Raw genomic sequence first — 14,332 nt, 5'->3', positions numbered from 1 at the left:
ATTAGCGAAACGGCTACGCTCGGATCGGAGTCAGTCCCGGGAAGGTGCGCAAGTGTTGGACTTGGTAGAGTTGAATTCAGAAGGGCAGGCCTGTCTGGTGCTGATTCACGGTACCGCAGGGAGTCCGCTCTCCACGTGGGGAAAATTCGCTGGTTATCTGGACGGTGAATACCGACTCCTGGCTGTTGACCTGTCGCGGTTGGACCAGGGGAGCACGGTTGAAATAACGCTCGAAGAGCTGGGCAAGCTGATCGCCGGGCGGATTCGGGATCGCGTCGTGGAAAGTTTTCATCTGGTCGGCTATTCATTAGGCGCCGCGTTGGCGGTTGAAGTGGCGAGGCTGATGGCGCGGCAGATACATTCGCTGACCTTGATCGCGCCTTTCGCCAATGGCCTTGAGCCGCGAGTGCGCCGGACCTTCGTCTATTGGCAACGGCTGCTCGAGGATCATCCAAGGGAACTGGCGGCCGAAATTGTGATGCGCGGCTTTTCCATTTCCTGGCTGGGAACCCTGTCCGCCATTCAGGTGGCCACTTGCATAAATGACTTTTACCAACGGGTCCATTGGCCGGGGGTCGCCGCCCAGATGAAACTCAATCTCGCATTGGACGTGTCGTCGCAGGCACGGCAGCTCCAGTGTCCGACTGCGGTCATCGTTGGCAGGGATGACCGGTTGATCCCAACGACGGTCAGTATCGCCTTGCACCGGCAGTTGCTCCACGGCTATCTGTATTCGTTGCCTGGTGGGCACCTGATGCCCGCCGAAGATCCCCTTGGCCTGGCGCGGATCGTCCAGCATTTTATCGCCAGGCATACATCCACTGCCCGGTTCCACTAACGAAAGCCGCTGGTCCCGGTTGGTTCAGTGGTTTCAAACCTAATTGCTGTTTCCCCGATATCGATCAGTTCGCGGTAACAACCGTACCGCCTAAGAACCTGTCGCCAGAACGACCACTGCGCCGTGAGTAACTGTCCAGACCGAACGCTTTCCGCCCAACTAGCTATAGGTAGAAGGAAATGGCACAGCCCGGAATCCCGCCTTCTTGGTCCTTGAAACACCCCAAAAACAAGTCCAGAATTAAGTCTTTTCCTGCTTCGGCAAGAAAAGAAACCCTATAAATTTCAATAAGTCGGACACCTGATACGAGTCTCGTTTCCCGCTCCAATTATTTTTCCATAGACTTCCATTGAAGTATGTAGAAACCAAAGAAAGAGGCTTCGGCCTCTTTTTTAGTTCCAGTAAAGTCTATTCTGGTACATCAATATCCACGAATTTTTAGTACATTTTTTAGTACATCAATTCGACGCTTGGTAAATCAGTTTTTAGAGCTGCTTGGCACTCCGAAAACGGTACAACCCTCCTTCATCCATATGAGTGGAGTTAGTACAATGGTCCTTACCAATACGGCGGTCCGACACGCCAGGCCTCGCGCCAAAAACTACAGCCTTCCTGACTTTGATGGCCTTGCGCTTTTCGTGAATACGAAAGGCACCAAGAGCTGGCACTTCCGTTTTTCTTGGGCGGGCAAACAGCCTCGTATTTCGCTCGGTACTTATCCTGAAATAGGTCTACGCGATGCTCGCGCTCTGCGCGATATCGCCAGGGCGCTGGTCGCGAAGGGTCTCGATCCCCGCGATCAGCGACGCCTTGAGCGCAATGCCAAACGATGTGATGCAGATCTTCAGCCCTAGGGGGGATAAGGGCGGCACCGCCCGATCTGACGTCGCGGACTGCTGGGAATTCAAGCAGTGCTGAACTGGGTTGCCAACTCTTTCGGTCTACCATTGCTGGTCTTTAGCTCGCCCGCACACCGGAAAGCCAAGATCGTATCCTTAGACTTTTCGTCCCAGAACCACCGTGCTGATCGACGGCATGGCGTGCTTCCCTCAAACCTACCTATGCATCCAGATGAATGGAGCTTAGGCTCGATCTAGGGTTATCAAGACTATGCTAGGATTAGATAGCTCAGATAACTGGTGAGGAGATTTCCATGAGCGTTACAGAGCAGTTGGGCGTTTCCACCTTGGTCGGTACGCCTAAGGAGGCTCGGGCCAGCTTGAGCCGCTCGCATGCGGACCGAGTGCTGGTCGTGTCTTTCGATCAGGTCAACCTCAATGTATTTGAGGCCTTGGCGGAAAACTTCGCCAATGTGGCCTCCTCAATGTATGAGGTGCTGCAGGAGCGTCAGGACCCGAAGTCGCTGGAGCGACTGGCCGAGGTCTTTGTGACGCGTAAGCCGCCGTCGCCTCGCCTGCTCAAGGAAGCGGCAATGCTGGTCCAAGCCCGTAAAGCGGTATTGGAAAGTGGTGACTGGCTGACCGCCGCGGACATCGCCCAGGTGGCACAGTTGAGTACACGAAACCCGAGTGCCCAGCCCAACAAATGGAAAAAGCAGGGGCAGATCTTTGCCATCAGTCACGGTGGGGTCGATTATTTCCCGGGTTACGGCTTGGATCCGGATGCGTGCTATCGGCCGTTCAAGGCATTAGCCAAAGTTATTGAGGCTTTCGCTGGCCACAAGGACGGCTGGGGTATGGCTTACTGGTTCCGTTCAGATAACAGTTTTCTGGGGGGTAAAAGGCCCCAGGACCTGTTGGCATCGGCGCCTGATCGGGTGATTGCTGCCGCACTGGATGAGATCCAGGGCATTGTCCATGGCTAAGCAGCGTACCGAGTCCAGTGAGGGTAGGGCGACGCCTCCCACGGATTTGGCGGCGTCCGTTACCCCAGTGCCTGCGGCTACGTTGCACGTCACTTTCACCGTGATCGCCAAAGGCGATGTGCTTCATCGTGTGCATCAAGATAAGTATCAGCCAGGTCAATTCAATCCCGGTGTGCACGGCAATGCACGCTTCAGCCCGATCCAGGATGATCAGGGGCGGGCGATTCCCACCTTGTATGGAGGCACGACAGTCGATTGCGCCTTGATGGAGACCGTCTTCCACGACGTTCCCCATACGGCTGGGTTTAAGAGCTTCGACAAAGGCAAGCTGACTGGACAGGTGCATTCTGCCGTCCAGGTTAGCCAACCGCTGCACCTGGTGGATCTGTCCAGCGTGCCCCTGCGGAAACTGGGCATCACGCGCAAACAACTGATCGACACTGAGAAAGACCAGTACCCTGCAACGCGCAAATGGGCCGAGGCAATCCACCGTCAGTGTCCAGATGCCCAAGGGTTGTCTTGGGTGTCGCGACAAGATGATTCGGCACGGGCGGTGGTGCTCTTCGGTGACCGGGTTCCTGACGGCGCACTCCATCCGCAAGGGGCGTCACGCAGCTTGACCGGCGACTCGACTGCGTTCGACACGGTGCTCAATCTGGCAGAGCGGATTGGGGTCGTTATCATTGCGGGAAAAAGCTGAGTCAAAATGACCGAACAGTGGCCCCTGGCATCCGCTCTCTGAGGCTGGAGTTGCCGTTCCTCAGTCATTAGGTCTTGCTGAAGACGGCGGGCTTTGATGGGGGCATTGATGGATTCTTCCGTACAGGCCTGTGTAGCATCGACGGTCAACAAATAGGTCTTCTGTGCGTTCTAGGAGCGGACGGTGCTTGTCCCGGAACACGCAGCAATAACATGATGGCTGGCTCCGTGCTGGCCCAAATGCGGAGTTCGTTATGGACGTCAACCAGATGTTAAATGATGAACTGGTGAGCCGGCTGGAAGAGAAAATTCCAGCCATGGCGAAAGGCGCGATTAAGGCGGCCTATATCAATACGCTGGCGGCCGGACTCAGTGTGATGGAAATCAGGAATGGCATGCTCGTTGAAACAATGGCCGATGGTCAGCACAAGGTTATTCGAGCGGCCAAGCCCAAGCATAAGGTAGCTTCGGACATGATTATCAAGGTGCGTCGCCTTTCATAACGAAAAATTGAGGGCGCCCGTATCTTCACGATGTCGCCGCGCAGCGCGCGGGGAATCTGCACATCCGTCAGGTCAATCTTTATGCTTTGCGCGAAAAATCGCCAAGCTCGCCATCGTATGGGCGGTTAAATCAGTGACCGGTGGCTCTCAGCTTAGCCAAACCCTGTTTGATGTGTCCGGCGTTCTCGCCGATGGTCTGAAGTGCACCTCTGACGTTGGCGCCAATTTCTGTTGCACCTTGGTCTTCTACCTTCAAGGTCAGTTCCATCACCGCCGCCTCCAAGGCGAGCTGATTTTGGTACAGCCGCTCAAGAACATCAGAAAGTGAATATTCGGTGGGCATTGTTTTCGACTCCAATCGAGAACTCAAAAGCGTAGCAGCGGAAGGGGTGGAAACAAAAGGGCGTTGAATAAGCGAGCGATTGCTGTGATTCAGTGGCAGCAATCGGCCGATTCTGTTGAAAAAGTCGGCCTTGTTTTCCGCGGCAGAAAAGTACGCATCTGAGATTGAAATCTTTACTTTTTGCTGAGGCTTCCTGGCTCAGATTTGACGTAGCAGCGTGCAAAAATGGCGTTTTCCCCGGTCAATTTCAGGGCAGTTTAAGCGGAGCAACTTTTTCAACACTATCGGCCAAAAGCAGATGCTCAAAAGCATCTAGGAGGCTTGCATGCGTTATTCAACAGCTCCAGAGGGGACTTAGGTTGCCCATGGTTTCCACGGCCCAATCGTTGGCGTCATTGACGATTCCGCTGGCCTTGTCAGTACGCACCGTTTGGCGCTCCATCACCCAGTCCAATGCGGCCTTGCCGTTGACCAAGTGCCCCCAGGCCGCCTCGGGAATGCGAAGCGATGATACTTTACTTGTTTCAAGGGAACCGGTTGAGTGCATGTGCGAAATTGCACTCGATCTGACCGCCCGCTTGCATAGCTGCGGATCAGTCACTTGCATTCGACCCAGTGATTCCAAGGACTGCGATCCGTGCAGCCAGCCCTCTGATGCATATATGTATGGGTAAGGTCGTCGTTATTTCGGCGTGGATGTGCTGACCGGTTTAGCGTGGCGAGTCAGCATGGCGTGCGCTACATAAGTCTCATCTCGGCATCCGCACATAGATGCTGCTAGATTGAGCAAGTGGGAAAAAGCGCGAGCGCTCAAAGGAAAGCAGCCGGCCTGCGTGCTCAGCACCTAGCTGTCCCGGCAACACTTAGGAAGAGGTGATCATGAAGCTACAGGCATATCGGCTGCAGAACTATCGCCGACTGCGCGACGTCGTCATTGAGCTTGACGACGAGATTTCCATCTTCGTTGGCGCTAACAACAGCGGCAAGACGTCTGCCGTACAAGGCCTGTACTCGATGCTCCGTGGCGAAGCGAAGAAGTTCGAACTCTTCGACTTCAGCGCGGCGCTGTGGTCCGAGATCGACGCCATCGGCAGGACGCCTCTAGGCGATGAGGACGCGCCCAAGCAGTTGCCGTCCATTCTTTTGGATCTCTGGTTCCGCGTCGGTGAAGACGACCTCGCCACTGCAATGTCGCTTCTTCCGAGCACGGAGTGGGACGGCAAGTGCGTCGGGATCCGGGTGGCGTTCGAGCCTCGGGACGCCCATGCGCTCGTCCGAAAGTTCCATGAACTGCATGAAAAAGCCAACAACGCTGCGACCGCACTGGTGGCCAGGCGCAGTGCGGCCATGGAGGCAGGCGCGGAAAATGCGGCGGCGGTGGTGGCGGATCCTGGCGAGTACAAGCCCTGGCCGGAAAGTCTGACGAAGTACCTCGCCAAGGAGCTGACCAAGGAATATATGTTCCGCTACTACGTGCTCGATGAGCGCGCATTTGTCGGCTATCAGGCAAAGGAGGCCGATTATGAGCCGCTGCCCCTAGGTAAGGAGCCGGGTGGCGCGGCCATTCTCAAGTCTCTGGTGAGGGTGGACTTCCTGCGCGCGCAGCGGCACCTCGATGACCCGGATGCTGGCAGCTCCGACCGCGCCGAGAGCTTGTCGCGGCGTCTGAGCCGTTTCTATCACCGCAATCTGGAGAAGCGTGGCGACGATCATGCAGCGCTCAAAGCGCTCGATACCTCGGAGAAAGAACTGAACTTCCACCTAGAGGAAGTCTTCAGCGACACCCTCAAGCGCCTCGCCAAACTTGGCTATCCAGGCGTCAACAACCCCGAGATCGTGATTCGGGCGGCCTTGGATCCGACCACCGTCCTGGCGCAGGATGCCAAGGTTCACTACGTGGTTCCTGGTGCTGTCACCGCGCAACTGCCCGACAGCTACAACGGTCTGGGGTTCAAGAACCTGGTATATATGGTGGTTGAACTCCTCGACCTGCACGAGCAGTGGAAAGCCGAGGAAGACAAACGGGCGCCACTGCATCTGGTCTTCATTGAAGAGCCTGAGGCGCATCTGCACGCGCAGATCCAGCAGGTCTTCATCAGGAACGTTTTGCGCCTGCTTGAGGATGCCAACGATCACGCGACGTTTTTCCACACGCAGCTCGTTGTCACCACGCACTCCCCACACATCCTCTATGAGCGCGGGTTCTCTCCCATCAGGTACTTCCGCCGTGTCAGCGACCAGTTGGACCATAATACCGAGGTAAGGAATCTTTCGCTCTTCAAGACGGGCGCGGCCGACGCTCCAGCGCGCGAATTCTTGCAGCGGTATCTGAAACTGACACACTGCGATCTCTTCTTTTCCGATGCGGTCATCTTGGTGGAGGGCAATGTCGAGCGCCTGCTCTTACCAGCCATGATCGAGTCGGCGGCCAAGCGCCTGCGCTCCTCCGCGCTGACCATCCTTGAGGTCGGTGGCGCGTTCGCGCATAGGTTCCAGGAATTGATCGCCTTCGTTGGACTCACTACGCTGGTTATCACGGATCTGGACAGCGTAGCAGTCAAGACGGATGCCGAGAATGCCGCCGAGCAAGATGCAGGAGCTGGCGGCACCGTCGACAGAGATAACGAGGACGACGACTTGAAGCCCTTCGAGCTCGAAGACGACGACGACGCAGCACCGGGCGGCAAGAAAAAATCCAAGAAGCGTGGCAGCACCTGCCATGCTCACGTGGAGGGTGCCGTCACGTCCAACCAAACCCTTATCAGCTGGATCCCTAAGAAGCGGTCGGTGGCCGAACTCTGGGAAGTCACGGCGGAGCAAAAGACGCAGTCGCTTGCCGAGGGGGCCAGCGCTGAGGTTCGGGTGGCCTATCAAACCAAGGTTTTGGTGACGGTGGGTGCCACGACCTCGCAGCTCTGTGGCCGCACGCTTGAGGAGGCCTTCGGTCTTGAGAACTCCGACTGGTGTCAGGCTGAGGCTAACCGGGCGGTCGGACTCAAGCTGAAGCGCGCACCAAACAGCCCTGAGGAACTGGCTGAGAAGTTGCACGCCAGGGTGATCGGCAAGAACTTCGACAAGACTCGCTTTGCGCTGGAGGTCCTCGCAAGCGGGCCGCTCAACTGCTGGAAGGTCCCCACGTATATCGCCGAGGGCTTAGCCTGGCTCGAAGCTAAAGTGGCCCACGAGATTGAGGCGGACGCGGCTATTGCCACCGAGGTCGCGACAATTGAGCCGACTGCAGCCGGTGTTGTCGCCGTCATTGCAGACGCGGGGCAGACGACATGAGCAGGCGAATTGATAGCCCAGACACCGACGCTGACCGCGAGATCCACTCGTGTATTGCCGCGAACCCCCCGCAGCCGTTCGTGGTCCGCGCCGGCGCAGGCTCCGGCAAGACTACCTCCCTTATCAAGGCGCTGGACTGGGTGATCTCAGAGCACGGCGCCAGCATGCGGGCGAAAAAGCAGAAGGTCGCCTGCATCACATATACCGACCTCGCCGCCAAAGAAATCTTGGCGGATGTTAACGACGACCCGCTGGTTCATGTCTCGACCATCCACAGCTTCTACTGGTCCATTACCAAGACGTTTCAGGCGGACATTAAGGTTTGGCTACAGAACGACATCCGCAGGCGGATCTCCGAGCTGGAAGAAGAGTTCAAGAACTACAGCTCGCGTGTTCGGCAGACCACACGCGACAGGAACAAGGCTGACCAGGAGCGTTATGTCCGAAATCTGGAGGCTATCGCTTGCGTCAAGACTTTCAACTACGGCGTGGGCAGTGACTACGCGAAGGGCATCCTCGGCCACGAGGACATCCTTCAGCTCGCCGACTTCCTGCTGCAAAATCGCCCGCTGTTCCGACGGGTCGTAGCGCTGAACTTCCCGTTTGTGTTCATCGATGAGAGTCAGGACACGTTCCCGAGCGTGGTGAAGTCCTTCAAGGAAGTGGAAGCCCAGATGCGGCGCAAGTTCTGTCTCGGTTTTTTTGGCGACCCGATGCAGGCGATCTTCATGAGAGGGGCGGGAGACATCCCGCTTGAGGACCATTGGCGGGCCATCACGAAACCAGAGAATTTTCGCTGTGCCAAGCAGATCCTTGACGTCGCCAACGCCGTGCGCGCGCAGGGCGACGGCATGGAGCAAGTCCGCGGGCTGCACGAAAGGGTTGATGGAGATCTCAAGCCGGTGGAGGGCTCGGCCCGGATGTTCGTCCTGCCGAACACGCTGAACCGAATTGAGGCCCTGGCAAGAGTCCGGGCGTGGAGTGCGGCGACGAACAACGACGAGGGTTGGACGACCCCAGACATCGCGCTCAAGATTCTTGTCATCGTGCACCGCATGGCCGCAAACCGGCTCGGCTTCGGTGACATCTACTCGGCGCTGAACGATAAGACATCGGAGGGTATGAAGCAGGGGATGCAGGATGGCACCGGCTGGCCGGTTCGACCCTTCCTAAGTTTTGCGCTACCGATCGTTGCCGCCGTGAAGGCCGGCAACGAGTTCGCGGCGATGAGCCTGCTCCGGAAGTTCAGCCCGCGTCTGGCGCCAGGGGCTCTTACCGGCCGACGTGCCGCGGCTGTATTGCGAGAACTGCACGCTGCTATGTCGAGACTTGTCGCCATGCTGGACGAGGCAGGGACCACCATTGGTGACATAGCACTCCATCTCTGTGACACGGGTCTTTTCGAGTTCGACGATCGCTATGCGCGTGTTCTTGGATTTGTCAGGGATGTTGCTGACGCTGCTCAGGAGCCCGAGGCTGCTGATGCAGTTCCGGCCGAAGGACTATCCTCGGACGCGGCAATGGCCAAGTTCTTCAAGTGCTCTGCACAAGAGCTTTGGCCCTATGAGCGCTATGTCTCAGAAGGCTCCCCGTATGCTACACAGCACGGTGTGAAGGGAGCGCAGTTCGAACGCGTCATGGTGGTGATGGACGAGGAAGAAAGCGACTACCGAACGTACAACTACGAGCGTGTCTTCGCGAGTGCTGAGGGCCGCGCTGCAGATCGTGCACGAGCATTGGGCGGTGACGAAAACACTTGGAGCCGAACGCTGCGACTGCTTTACGTCTGCTGCACTCGCGGCCAGCGGGGACTGGTACTAACGTTCTTTGTCTCCGATCCGGCGACCACCTTGGAAAACGTAGTGGCGAGCGGGATCTTGCCGCGAAGCGCAGTCTTTACGCAGGAAGTGTTAGTTGGATGGACATAGACGAACGATTGCCTGACCTATTTGAAGCAAGAGCCGAGCGGGGCGCTCCCGCGGTGCCAAGTGGTAGCTACCGGATGCTAACTCTGAGGATGTGAGCGACTGCAAATGGCCAACGACGGTCGCTTGCCGATGTCCGCTTCTGGCCGGTTAGCGACCGTCGCTCTGATTAGCCATCCTTGTCTTTCCACCCGTGGAGGACTTGTCATGAACATCATCGCTGCCTGCAGCCGTCAGCCCTGGAACAAAGGAAAACTAGTCGGGCAGAAAGCCCCACTCCGACTGAGAGATATCTGGGCCATCCGAGTAAGGCTTCAAATTGCGGAAAGAACCAGGGATCTGGCTCTCTTCGATCTTTGCCATCGACAATAAGCTTCGAGCCTGCGACTTAACCAAGCTCCGCGTGCGCGATGTCGCCCATGGCGAGCATGTATCATCACGAGCCATGGTGATGCAGCAGAAAACGCAGCGGCCAGTGCAGTTTGAGATCACTGAACAAACACGGTCAGCTCTCGTGGCTTGGATACATCAGGCACAACTACGCAGCGAGGATTGCCTTTTTCCTAGCCGGCTGCATACTTCAGACTATCTAGCTACTCGTCAATACGCTCGTATCGTCAAAGGCTGGGTGAAAGCCGTAGGCCTTGATCCAGCCATGTATGGCACTCACACAATGAGACGTACGAAGGCATCACTAATCTATCGCAGAAAGAAGAACCTACGGGTGGTTCAGTTGCTGCTCGGCCATACGAAGCTGGAGAGAACTGTTCGATATGTGGGGATTGAGGTCGATGACGCCCTGGAGATGGCGGAACAGACTGAGGTTTGATCATGCATAGCGACGGTCGAAGTCAGGCCGTCGCTAACCGACCCAAAGCGGACAGTTACGCAGGGTTGGCAGCCCTTCCTAGAAGCTTGAAGGCGTCTACAGAAGCAGGGGTGGTTCAGATTTGTGAGGCTTGGCTTGCAGAGCGGGTTTCTTTCAGCCTCTCCGGATCTATCCCATCTGGCCAAAATCCAGCAGCATCACCATTCAGATGTTCACTAAGGTCAGGTGTTCGTGTCTTACAGTGATTGGGAAAGAACTAGGATGTGGCTGCGTGCCAAGGCCAAAGACGCCAGATCCCTCTCAGCTGGGGAGGAGGCGTATTTAGATCGAGAGCTGGCGATCAAGCTGCGGGAGCGGATGGAGCATGAAGCCTCAATTCGTTGGTGGCAGCTGTTCGGCATCGAAGGTCATAGCTTGGACTGCCTTGAGGCAGAGGCCAAGTTCATCACCCACTTGGACAATATTTTCAAATGCCCGCCCGCCAGCCAATTTCTCGCTCCGAGCGATACGAAGCGACGAAGCCATCATGCCTACCATTTCAGCCGGCAGTGTGTTTACCACGGCGTCGAGTACGTGGCGCCTCCAACGACACGCCTCTTGGAGCTCATGCTGTACGGGTATTTTCCTTACGAGAATACCTGGATCTACCTAGATAGGAGATCTCAGCTGAGTTCAGATGGGTACAAGAAACCCAAGCAATGGCTTGCGCTACCCCCAGGGGAGATCCCCCAGGACAGGCTCGGTATCACCATCGAAATTAGTACGGGGTGGAGGTCCCTGATTCGTTCGCAATCGCCAGCGGCCTTATTCAGCAGCTTGAAGCCATTCGAGAAGGAAAACCTAGCGCGGGAATTTGGTGCGGAAGGGTCTCATCAGCACTGGCTTGAGCATATTGTGGAAGGGCTCTTCTTTGAGCGAGGGCATCGATCCAGAATCAGTATCAGCTACGCAGGTGAGTCAGAAGGGCAACACCTCACCCTTGCTGAATTGATTGCTGAGGAAGGCCGCACTCCAGGAAAAAAAGTGGTCATGCATGACGGGGATTACCTCAACTGTGAGCCAGGCAATCTCATTGTGCGCTCAAACAGAGGTAGGACAATGAGCTGCAAAACCTGCCGTCGCCTTACAACCAAAGACCAATCTGAGATTACAAAGGACTCATTGGGCTCAAGCCTTCGCATCTGCCATTCCTGTCTACGTTGGATGGCCAGAACCTCTGAGTGAACACGGCCTCCTTAGGGGGTTGCCAAAAATGAGCAGTTAATTCAATATAAACCCTATGATGTGGTATCTGCATCAGCAAGACATAGAAGCCGGCTCTTTAGCCGGTTTTTTTGTGTCTTGGATTTTCCTCTCGCCGCGTTCCAGCGGCGGTTTTGTCCCTAAATTTACGTGCACATGGGCTTAGGTCACGAGAGTTTCCTCGTGAGGCCTACGCACGCCTATCGAAAATGGGTGGAGATCCCGATATGAAAAATTCGATCCAGGTTGAGTATCAAAGCAAGACCATCGTTTTCAGCGTGAACGGCTGGTTGAACGCTAGTCACGTAGCAAAGCTTTACTCAGCTTCAGTGAATGACTGGCTGGGATCAATAGAGACACAGCAGTACCTAACCGATGCGGCTGCTGCATTTGGTGTCGAGGGGCCTGAGGATCTCATCCAGATCCATGGCGGCCAGGCTGGCGATATCTGGCTGCACCCGAAGGTGTCGATGGAATTTGTGAGCGAGCTGGATCGAAAGCTTGCCCGCTGGTGTGACCTGGCCATCAACAGAATCTTACGAGAGACCGTTTCAATGAAAAGTCGCTTCGATGCTGCCTGCAAGGTGCTGGATGAAAGCCGGCGTGAGGCAAGCGAGCATGGAAGGGGGCTCCTGGAGTGGCGTATGAAAAAGCGGAAGCTTGAATATCGTGTGGCCCATTTGCAGGATCAACTGCAGCTCACGTTAGGGCTAGATAATCCCAACTGATGAAGACGAACGAAAGCCCGCCTAGTGCGGGCTTCGTCGTTTTTGGAGCAACCGAAATGGCTCAACCGCCCTAGAGCTAGCCCTGCACTGGATCGGAATTCCTAGGTGGCATGGTCTGGTGATCATTACACTCGCCTGGAGAGCCACTCTCAATTTTCAACCAGCTCAGCCGAAAAAACGGTGAGCTATCCGAAACACTAAGGGAGCATATGAAGCGCGTCGAACGGGATTTCATCACGTTGTTTAATTGACTGTGGTACCGGGATTTCCCGGTGTCCGAGGCGCATGCGGTAGCGGGGCGCACCGACTGGACGATCCATCTTGGATTGGTCGTGCGTCAGTGCGCCACGCTTCTTGGCGCTAGAGCCCTGTTTGAGCAGGGAGGGCGCACTGATGCAGTAATCCGCTATAACGACCAAAATACGCTTTCGTTTGTGGAGTGGGAGTGGAAGCGAGCGCACACCGATATCAATGAGTTTTCTAAGCTGCTTCATAAAACAGATGGCGCAGTCTTTCAGACCTTCATCGGCTATAGCAGGGTCGCCGACCTCAAGATCACGATCGAGCAGATCTGCAACCACTGGCAGACCGCGGATAAGCCGCTGATAGCTTTCCTAATCACCTATGAGGTATCCGGAAGTACCCGACGTTTCAAGGAGCTTCAGACCTACATGTTCGCCAAGGGCAAATACAAAAAAATCGCTCTCAACCTGCTTTGCCTTGGGAAGTAAACCGAGCGAAAGCAAACAGTGAATATGAGGAAGTCGCATATCTGCATAACTGGTTGCCATGGCGGCCTCCATCTGGTTGATCCAACAAATTCCGGCTGCACACGATCCTTCCGCTGGTTGCCCTGGGGCGCGGTGTCATGTGCATGCGGTATTGGTCGGGGGAGGGTGCTGGTTACGTCTCCAGCGCGGACTTCACCGCCGTGTTGCTTTCTCCCGGCCGCGGACTCGCAACCCAGTGGAGATTGATGCAGATAGCCGGAGCTGATCCCGGCATGACTATTAGCGGCCTTAGTGACACCGGAGTTTCACCGGGGCGAAGGTTTCAGCCGCTTATTCTTGGACTCGCCGTGGCCATCTGGGCGCTTACTCACTCTACCGGCCACGATTCCCGCGATCCCTCAGGTCTTACACTTGCCCGTCAGCCCGGGGATTCATCTGCGTGTTGCGGTGATGCAGGCGGGCGGTTATCCGCGGCGCCTACGCCGCCGCAATGGAAGAGCGAGACAAGCGCCTGGATGAGCTCACCCGCAAGACCAGCACCGCAGCCGACAAGGCGACCAAGGCCGCAACGACCGCCACCAAAGCAGCAGACAAGGCGATCGAGGCCGTGGACCGGGCAACGCAGTAAAGCGCGACACGTTCGTGCATTAGCAATTGTGTCGCGCCACTTAAGTCGGTACGCCCAACGTAGCTCGTTTAATGCGGTCCCTATGAGACAAAACGTCACAAAGCCCCGACCGGCCTGGATAGCCCATCGCTAGGCAGTTGACTTCGTCGAGGCGGAGGGCTTGCATCAAGGCCAAATCCTACCCTGTTGTTCGGGACATGCAGATAGCGGGACGATCTGTATGGCTTGCCTCACTTCCTAGAGGCAAAGCACGCGCGTAAAGACTCCTGATGCTGTTTCATAATTATCTGGAGGTTCATACGTCTTTCCTCGGTTTCGCCATAGCCGTATGCATTTTCGATTTTGTATTGCAGGCTCGAGATGACGCCCCGAATCGACTCGCATTGGTCGTTCTGCATATCAGCCACTCTTGATTTTGCAACTGAAAGGTCAGCGTTCAGTTTTGTGTACGCGGTGCGCCATTCTTCGTTTGCTTGACGGAGCTCATCGAGTGTTTTTTCCAGTGATTCGTTACGGCTGTTCGCTGCCTTTAGAGAGCTTCTGAGCTCACCGTAGTCGATGCCGCCCATTAACAATTGAGACAGGCCAGCTCCCAACAATCCTGCTATCGGTACGATCAATGCCAGTTTCTTAACATTCGACCAAAACGCATTGTCTGGCGATCTTTGTTGGCTTTCCATGGACTTTCCTTCAATCAAATTGCGCATTCTCAACCACTGCTTAGAGTAATGGCAACTCGGCATTACAGGAGCGGAA

General features: G+C 56.0%; 12 protein-coding genes and 3 pseudogenes. 12 read left to right on the top strand and 3 right to left on the bottom strand.

What is annotated here, in order from left to right; translation table 11 throughout:
* The first annotated feature begins 55 nt into the window (after positions 1-55).
* From J3P96_RS16445 to J3P96_RS16425, 5 genes and pseudogenes are all read left to right on the top strand, one after another.
* A complete protein-coding gene (locus J3P96_RS16445; protein ID WP_434652385.1) occupies positions 56-838 on the top strand; it encodes an alpha/beta fold hydrolase in 783 nt (260 codons plus the stop codon).
* Between the two features lie 551 nt (positions 839-1,389).
* Positions 1,390-1,656, top strand: a pseudogene (locus J3P96_RS16440) (Arm DNA-binding domain-containing protein); the annotation flags it as partial.
* Between the two features lie 335 nt (positions 1,657-1,991).
* The gene (locus J3P96_RS16435) at positions 1,992-2,663 is read left to right on the top strand and encodes a hypothetical protein (protein WP_434652384.1); all 672 of its coding nucleotides are present in this window, start codon (positions 1,992-1,994) and stop codon (positions 2,661-2,663) included.
* Positions 2,656-3,363 (top strand): RES family NAD+ phosphorylase, encoded by a 708-nt coding sequence (locus J3P96_RS16430; RefSeq protein ID WP_434652383.1) that lies wholly within the window; start codon positions 2,656-2,658, stop codon positions 3,361-3,363. The genes J3P96_RS16435 and J3P96_RS16430 overlap by 8 nt, the downstream gene beginning before the upstream one ends.
* Positions 3,364-3,616: 253 nt before the next feature.
* On the top strand, positions 3,617-3,865 hold the full coding sequence (locus J3P96_RS16425) for a hypothetical protein (protein WP_434652382.1): 249 nt from the start codon (positions 3,617-3,619) through the stop codon (positions 3,863-3,865).
* A 130-nt stretch (positions 3,866-3,995) separates the two neighbouring features.
* Here the strand turns inward: J3P96_RS16425 and J3P96_RS16420 are convergent, their stop codons facing one another.
* A complete protein-coding gene (locus tag J3P96_RS16420; protein ID WP_434652381.1) occupies positions 3,996-4,208 on the bottom strand; it encodes a hypothetical protein in 213 nt (70 codons plus the stop codon).
* Positions 4,209-4,546: 338 nt separating this feature from the next.
* Positions 4,547-4,815: pseudogene (locus J3P96_RS16415) on the bottom strand (type ISP restriction/modification enzyme); the annotation flags it as partial.
* Between the two features lie 272 nt (positions 4,816-5,087).
* On the opposite strand from J3P96_RS16415, the gene J3P96_RS16410 reads away from it, so the two are divergent.
* The 7 genes and pseudogenes from J3P96_RS16410 to J3P96_RS16380 all read left to right on the top strand — a co-directional run bounded on the left by J3P96_RS16410 (position 5,088) and on the right by J3P96_RS16380 (position 13,576).
* The gene (locus J3P96_RS16410) at positions 5,088-7,493 is read left to right on the top strand and encodes an AAA family ATPase (protein WP_434652380.1); all 2,406 of its coding nucleotides are present in this window, start codon (positions 5,088-5,090) and stop codon (positions 7,491-7,493) included.
* Entirely contained in the window at positions 7,490-9,421 is a 1,932-nt protein-coding gene (locus J3P96_RS16405) for a UvrD-helicase domain-containing protein (protein WP_434652379.1), read from the top strand. The genes J3P96_RS16410 and J3P96_RS16405 overlap by 4 nt, the downstream gene beginning before the upstream one ends.
* A 204-nt stretch (positions 9,422-9,625) precedes the next feature.
* A pseudogene (locus J3P96_RS16400) lies at positions 9,626-10,247 on the top strand (tyrosine-type recombinase/integrase).
* Between the two features lie 261 nt (positions 10,248-10,508).
* On the top strand, positions 10,509-11,471 hold the full coding sequence (locus tag J3P96_RS16395) for a hypothetical protein (protein WP_434652377.1): 963 nt from the start codon (positions 10,509-10,511) through the stop codon (positions 11,469-11,471).
* A gap of 245 nt (positions 11,472-11,716) precedes the next feature.
* The gene (locus tag J3P96_RS16390; RefSeq protein WP_434652376.1) at positions 11,717-12,217 is read left to right on the top strand and encodes a KilA-N domain-containing protein; all 501 of its coding nucleotides are present in this window, start codon (positions 11,717-11,719) and stop codon (positions 12,215-12,217) included.
* 272 nt (positions 12,218-12,489) lie between these two features.
* Complete coding sequence (locus tag J3P96_RS16385; protein ID WP_434652374.1) at positions 12,490-12,948, top strand: hypothetical protein; 459 nt, start codon at positions 12,490-12,492, stop codon at positions 12,946-12,948.
* A 490-nt stretch (positions 12,949-13,438) separates the two neighbouring features.
* Entirely contained in the window at positions 13,439-13,576 is a 138-nt protein-coding gene (locus J3P96_RS16380) for a hypothetical protein (protein ID WP_434652372.1), read from the top strand.
* 230 nt (positions 13,577-13,806) lie between these two features.
* Here J3P96_RS16380 and J3P96_RS16375 read toward each other — a convergent pair whose 3' ends face one another.
* Positions 13,807-14,256 carry a hypothetical protein gene (locus J3P96_RS16375; RefSeq protein ID WP_434652370.1) on the bottom strand — a complete coding sequence of 150 codons (450 nt, stop codon included), beginning with the start codon at positions 14,254-14,256 and terminating at the stop codon, positions 13,807-13,809.
* Positions 14,257-14,332: the final 76 nt, after the last annotated feature.

It is taken from the genome of Pseudomonas sp. R3-56 (assembly GCF_051132075.1).
In the GTDB taxonomy this organism is placed as follows: domain Bacteria; phylum Pseudomonadota; class Gammaproteobacteria; order Pseudomonadales; family Pseudomonadaceae; genus Aquipseudomonas.
This window is presented reverse-complemented; position numbering and strand designations above follow the sequence as displayed.

What these genes read in the sequence shown, in the direction of transcription:
- J3P96_RS16435 (WP_434652384.1), top strand. Translation starts at nt 1,992, where the DNA reads ATGAGCGTTACAGAGCAGTTGGGCGTTTCCACCTTGGTCGGTACGCCT.
- J3P96_RS16430 (WP_434652383.1), top strand. Translation starts at nt 2,656, where the DNA reads ATGGCTAAGCAGCGTACCGAGTCCAGTGAGGGTAGGGCGACGCCTCCC.
- J3P96_RS16425 (WP_434652382.1), top strand. Translation starts at nt 3,617, where the DNA reads ATGGACGTCAACCAGATGTTAAATGATGAACTGGTGAGCCGGCTGGAA.
- J3P96_RS16420 (WP_434652381.1), bottom strand. Translation starts at nt 4,208, where the DNA reads ATGCCCACCGAATATTCACTTTCTGATGTTCTTGAGCGGCTGTACCAA.
- J3P96_RS16410 (WP_434652380.1), top strand. Translation starts at nt 5,088, where the DNA reads ATGAAGCTACAGGCATATCGGCTGCAGAACTATCGCCGACTGCGCGAC.
- J3P96_RS16405 (WP_434652379.1), top strand. Translation starts at nt 7,490, where the DNA reads ATGAGCAGGCGAATTGATAGCCCAGACACCGACGCTGACCGCGAGATC.
- J3P96_RS16395 (WP_434652377.1), top strand. Translation starts at nt 10,509, where the DNA reads ATGTGGCTGCGTGCCAAGGCCAAAGACGCCAGATCCCTCTCAGCTGGG.
- J3P96_RS16390 (WP_434652376.1), top strand. Translation starts at nt 11,717, where the DNA reads ATGAAAAATTCGATCCAGGTTGAGTATCAAAGCAAGACCATCGTTTTC.
- J3P96_RS16380 (WP_434652372.1), top strand. Translation starts at nt 13,439, where the DNA reads ATGGAAGAGCGAGACAAGCGCCTGGATGAGCTCACCCGCAAGACCAGC.
- J3P96_RS16375 (WP_434652370.1), bottom strand. Translation starts at nt 14,256, where the DNA reads ATGGAAAGCCAACAAAGATCGCCAGACAATGCGTTTTGGTCGAATGTT.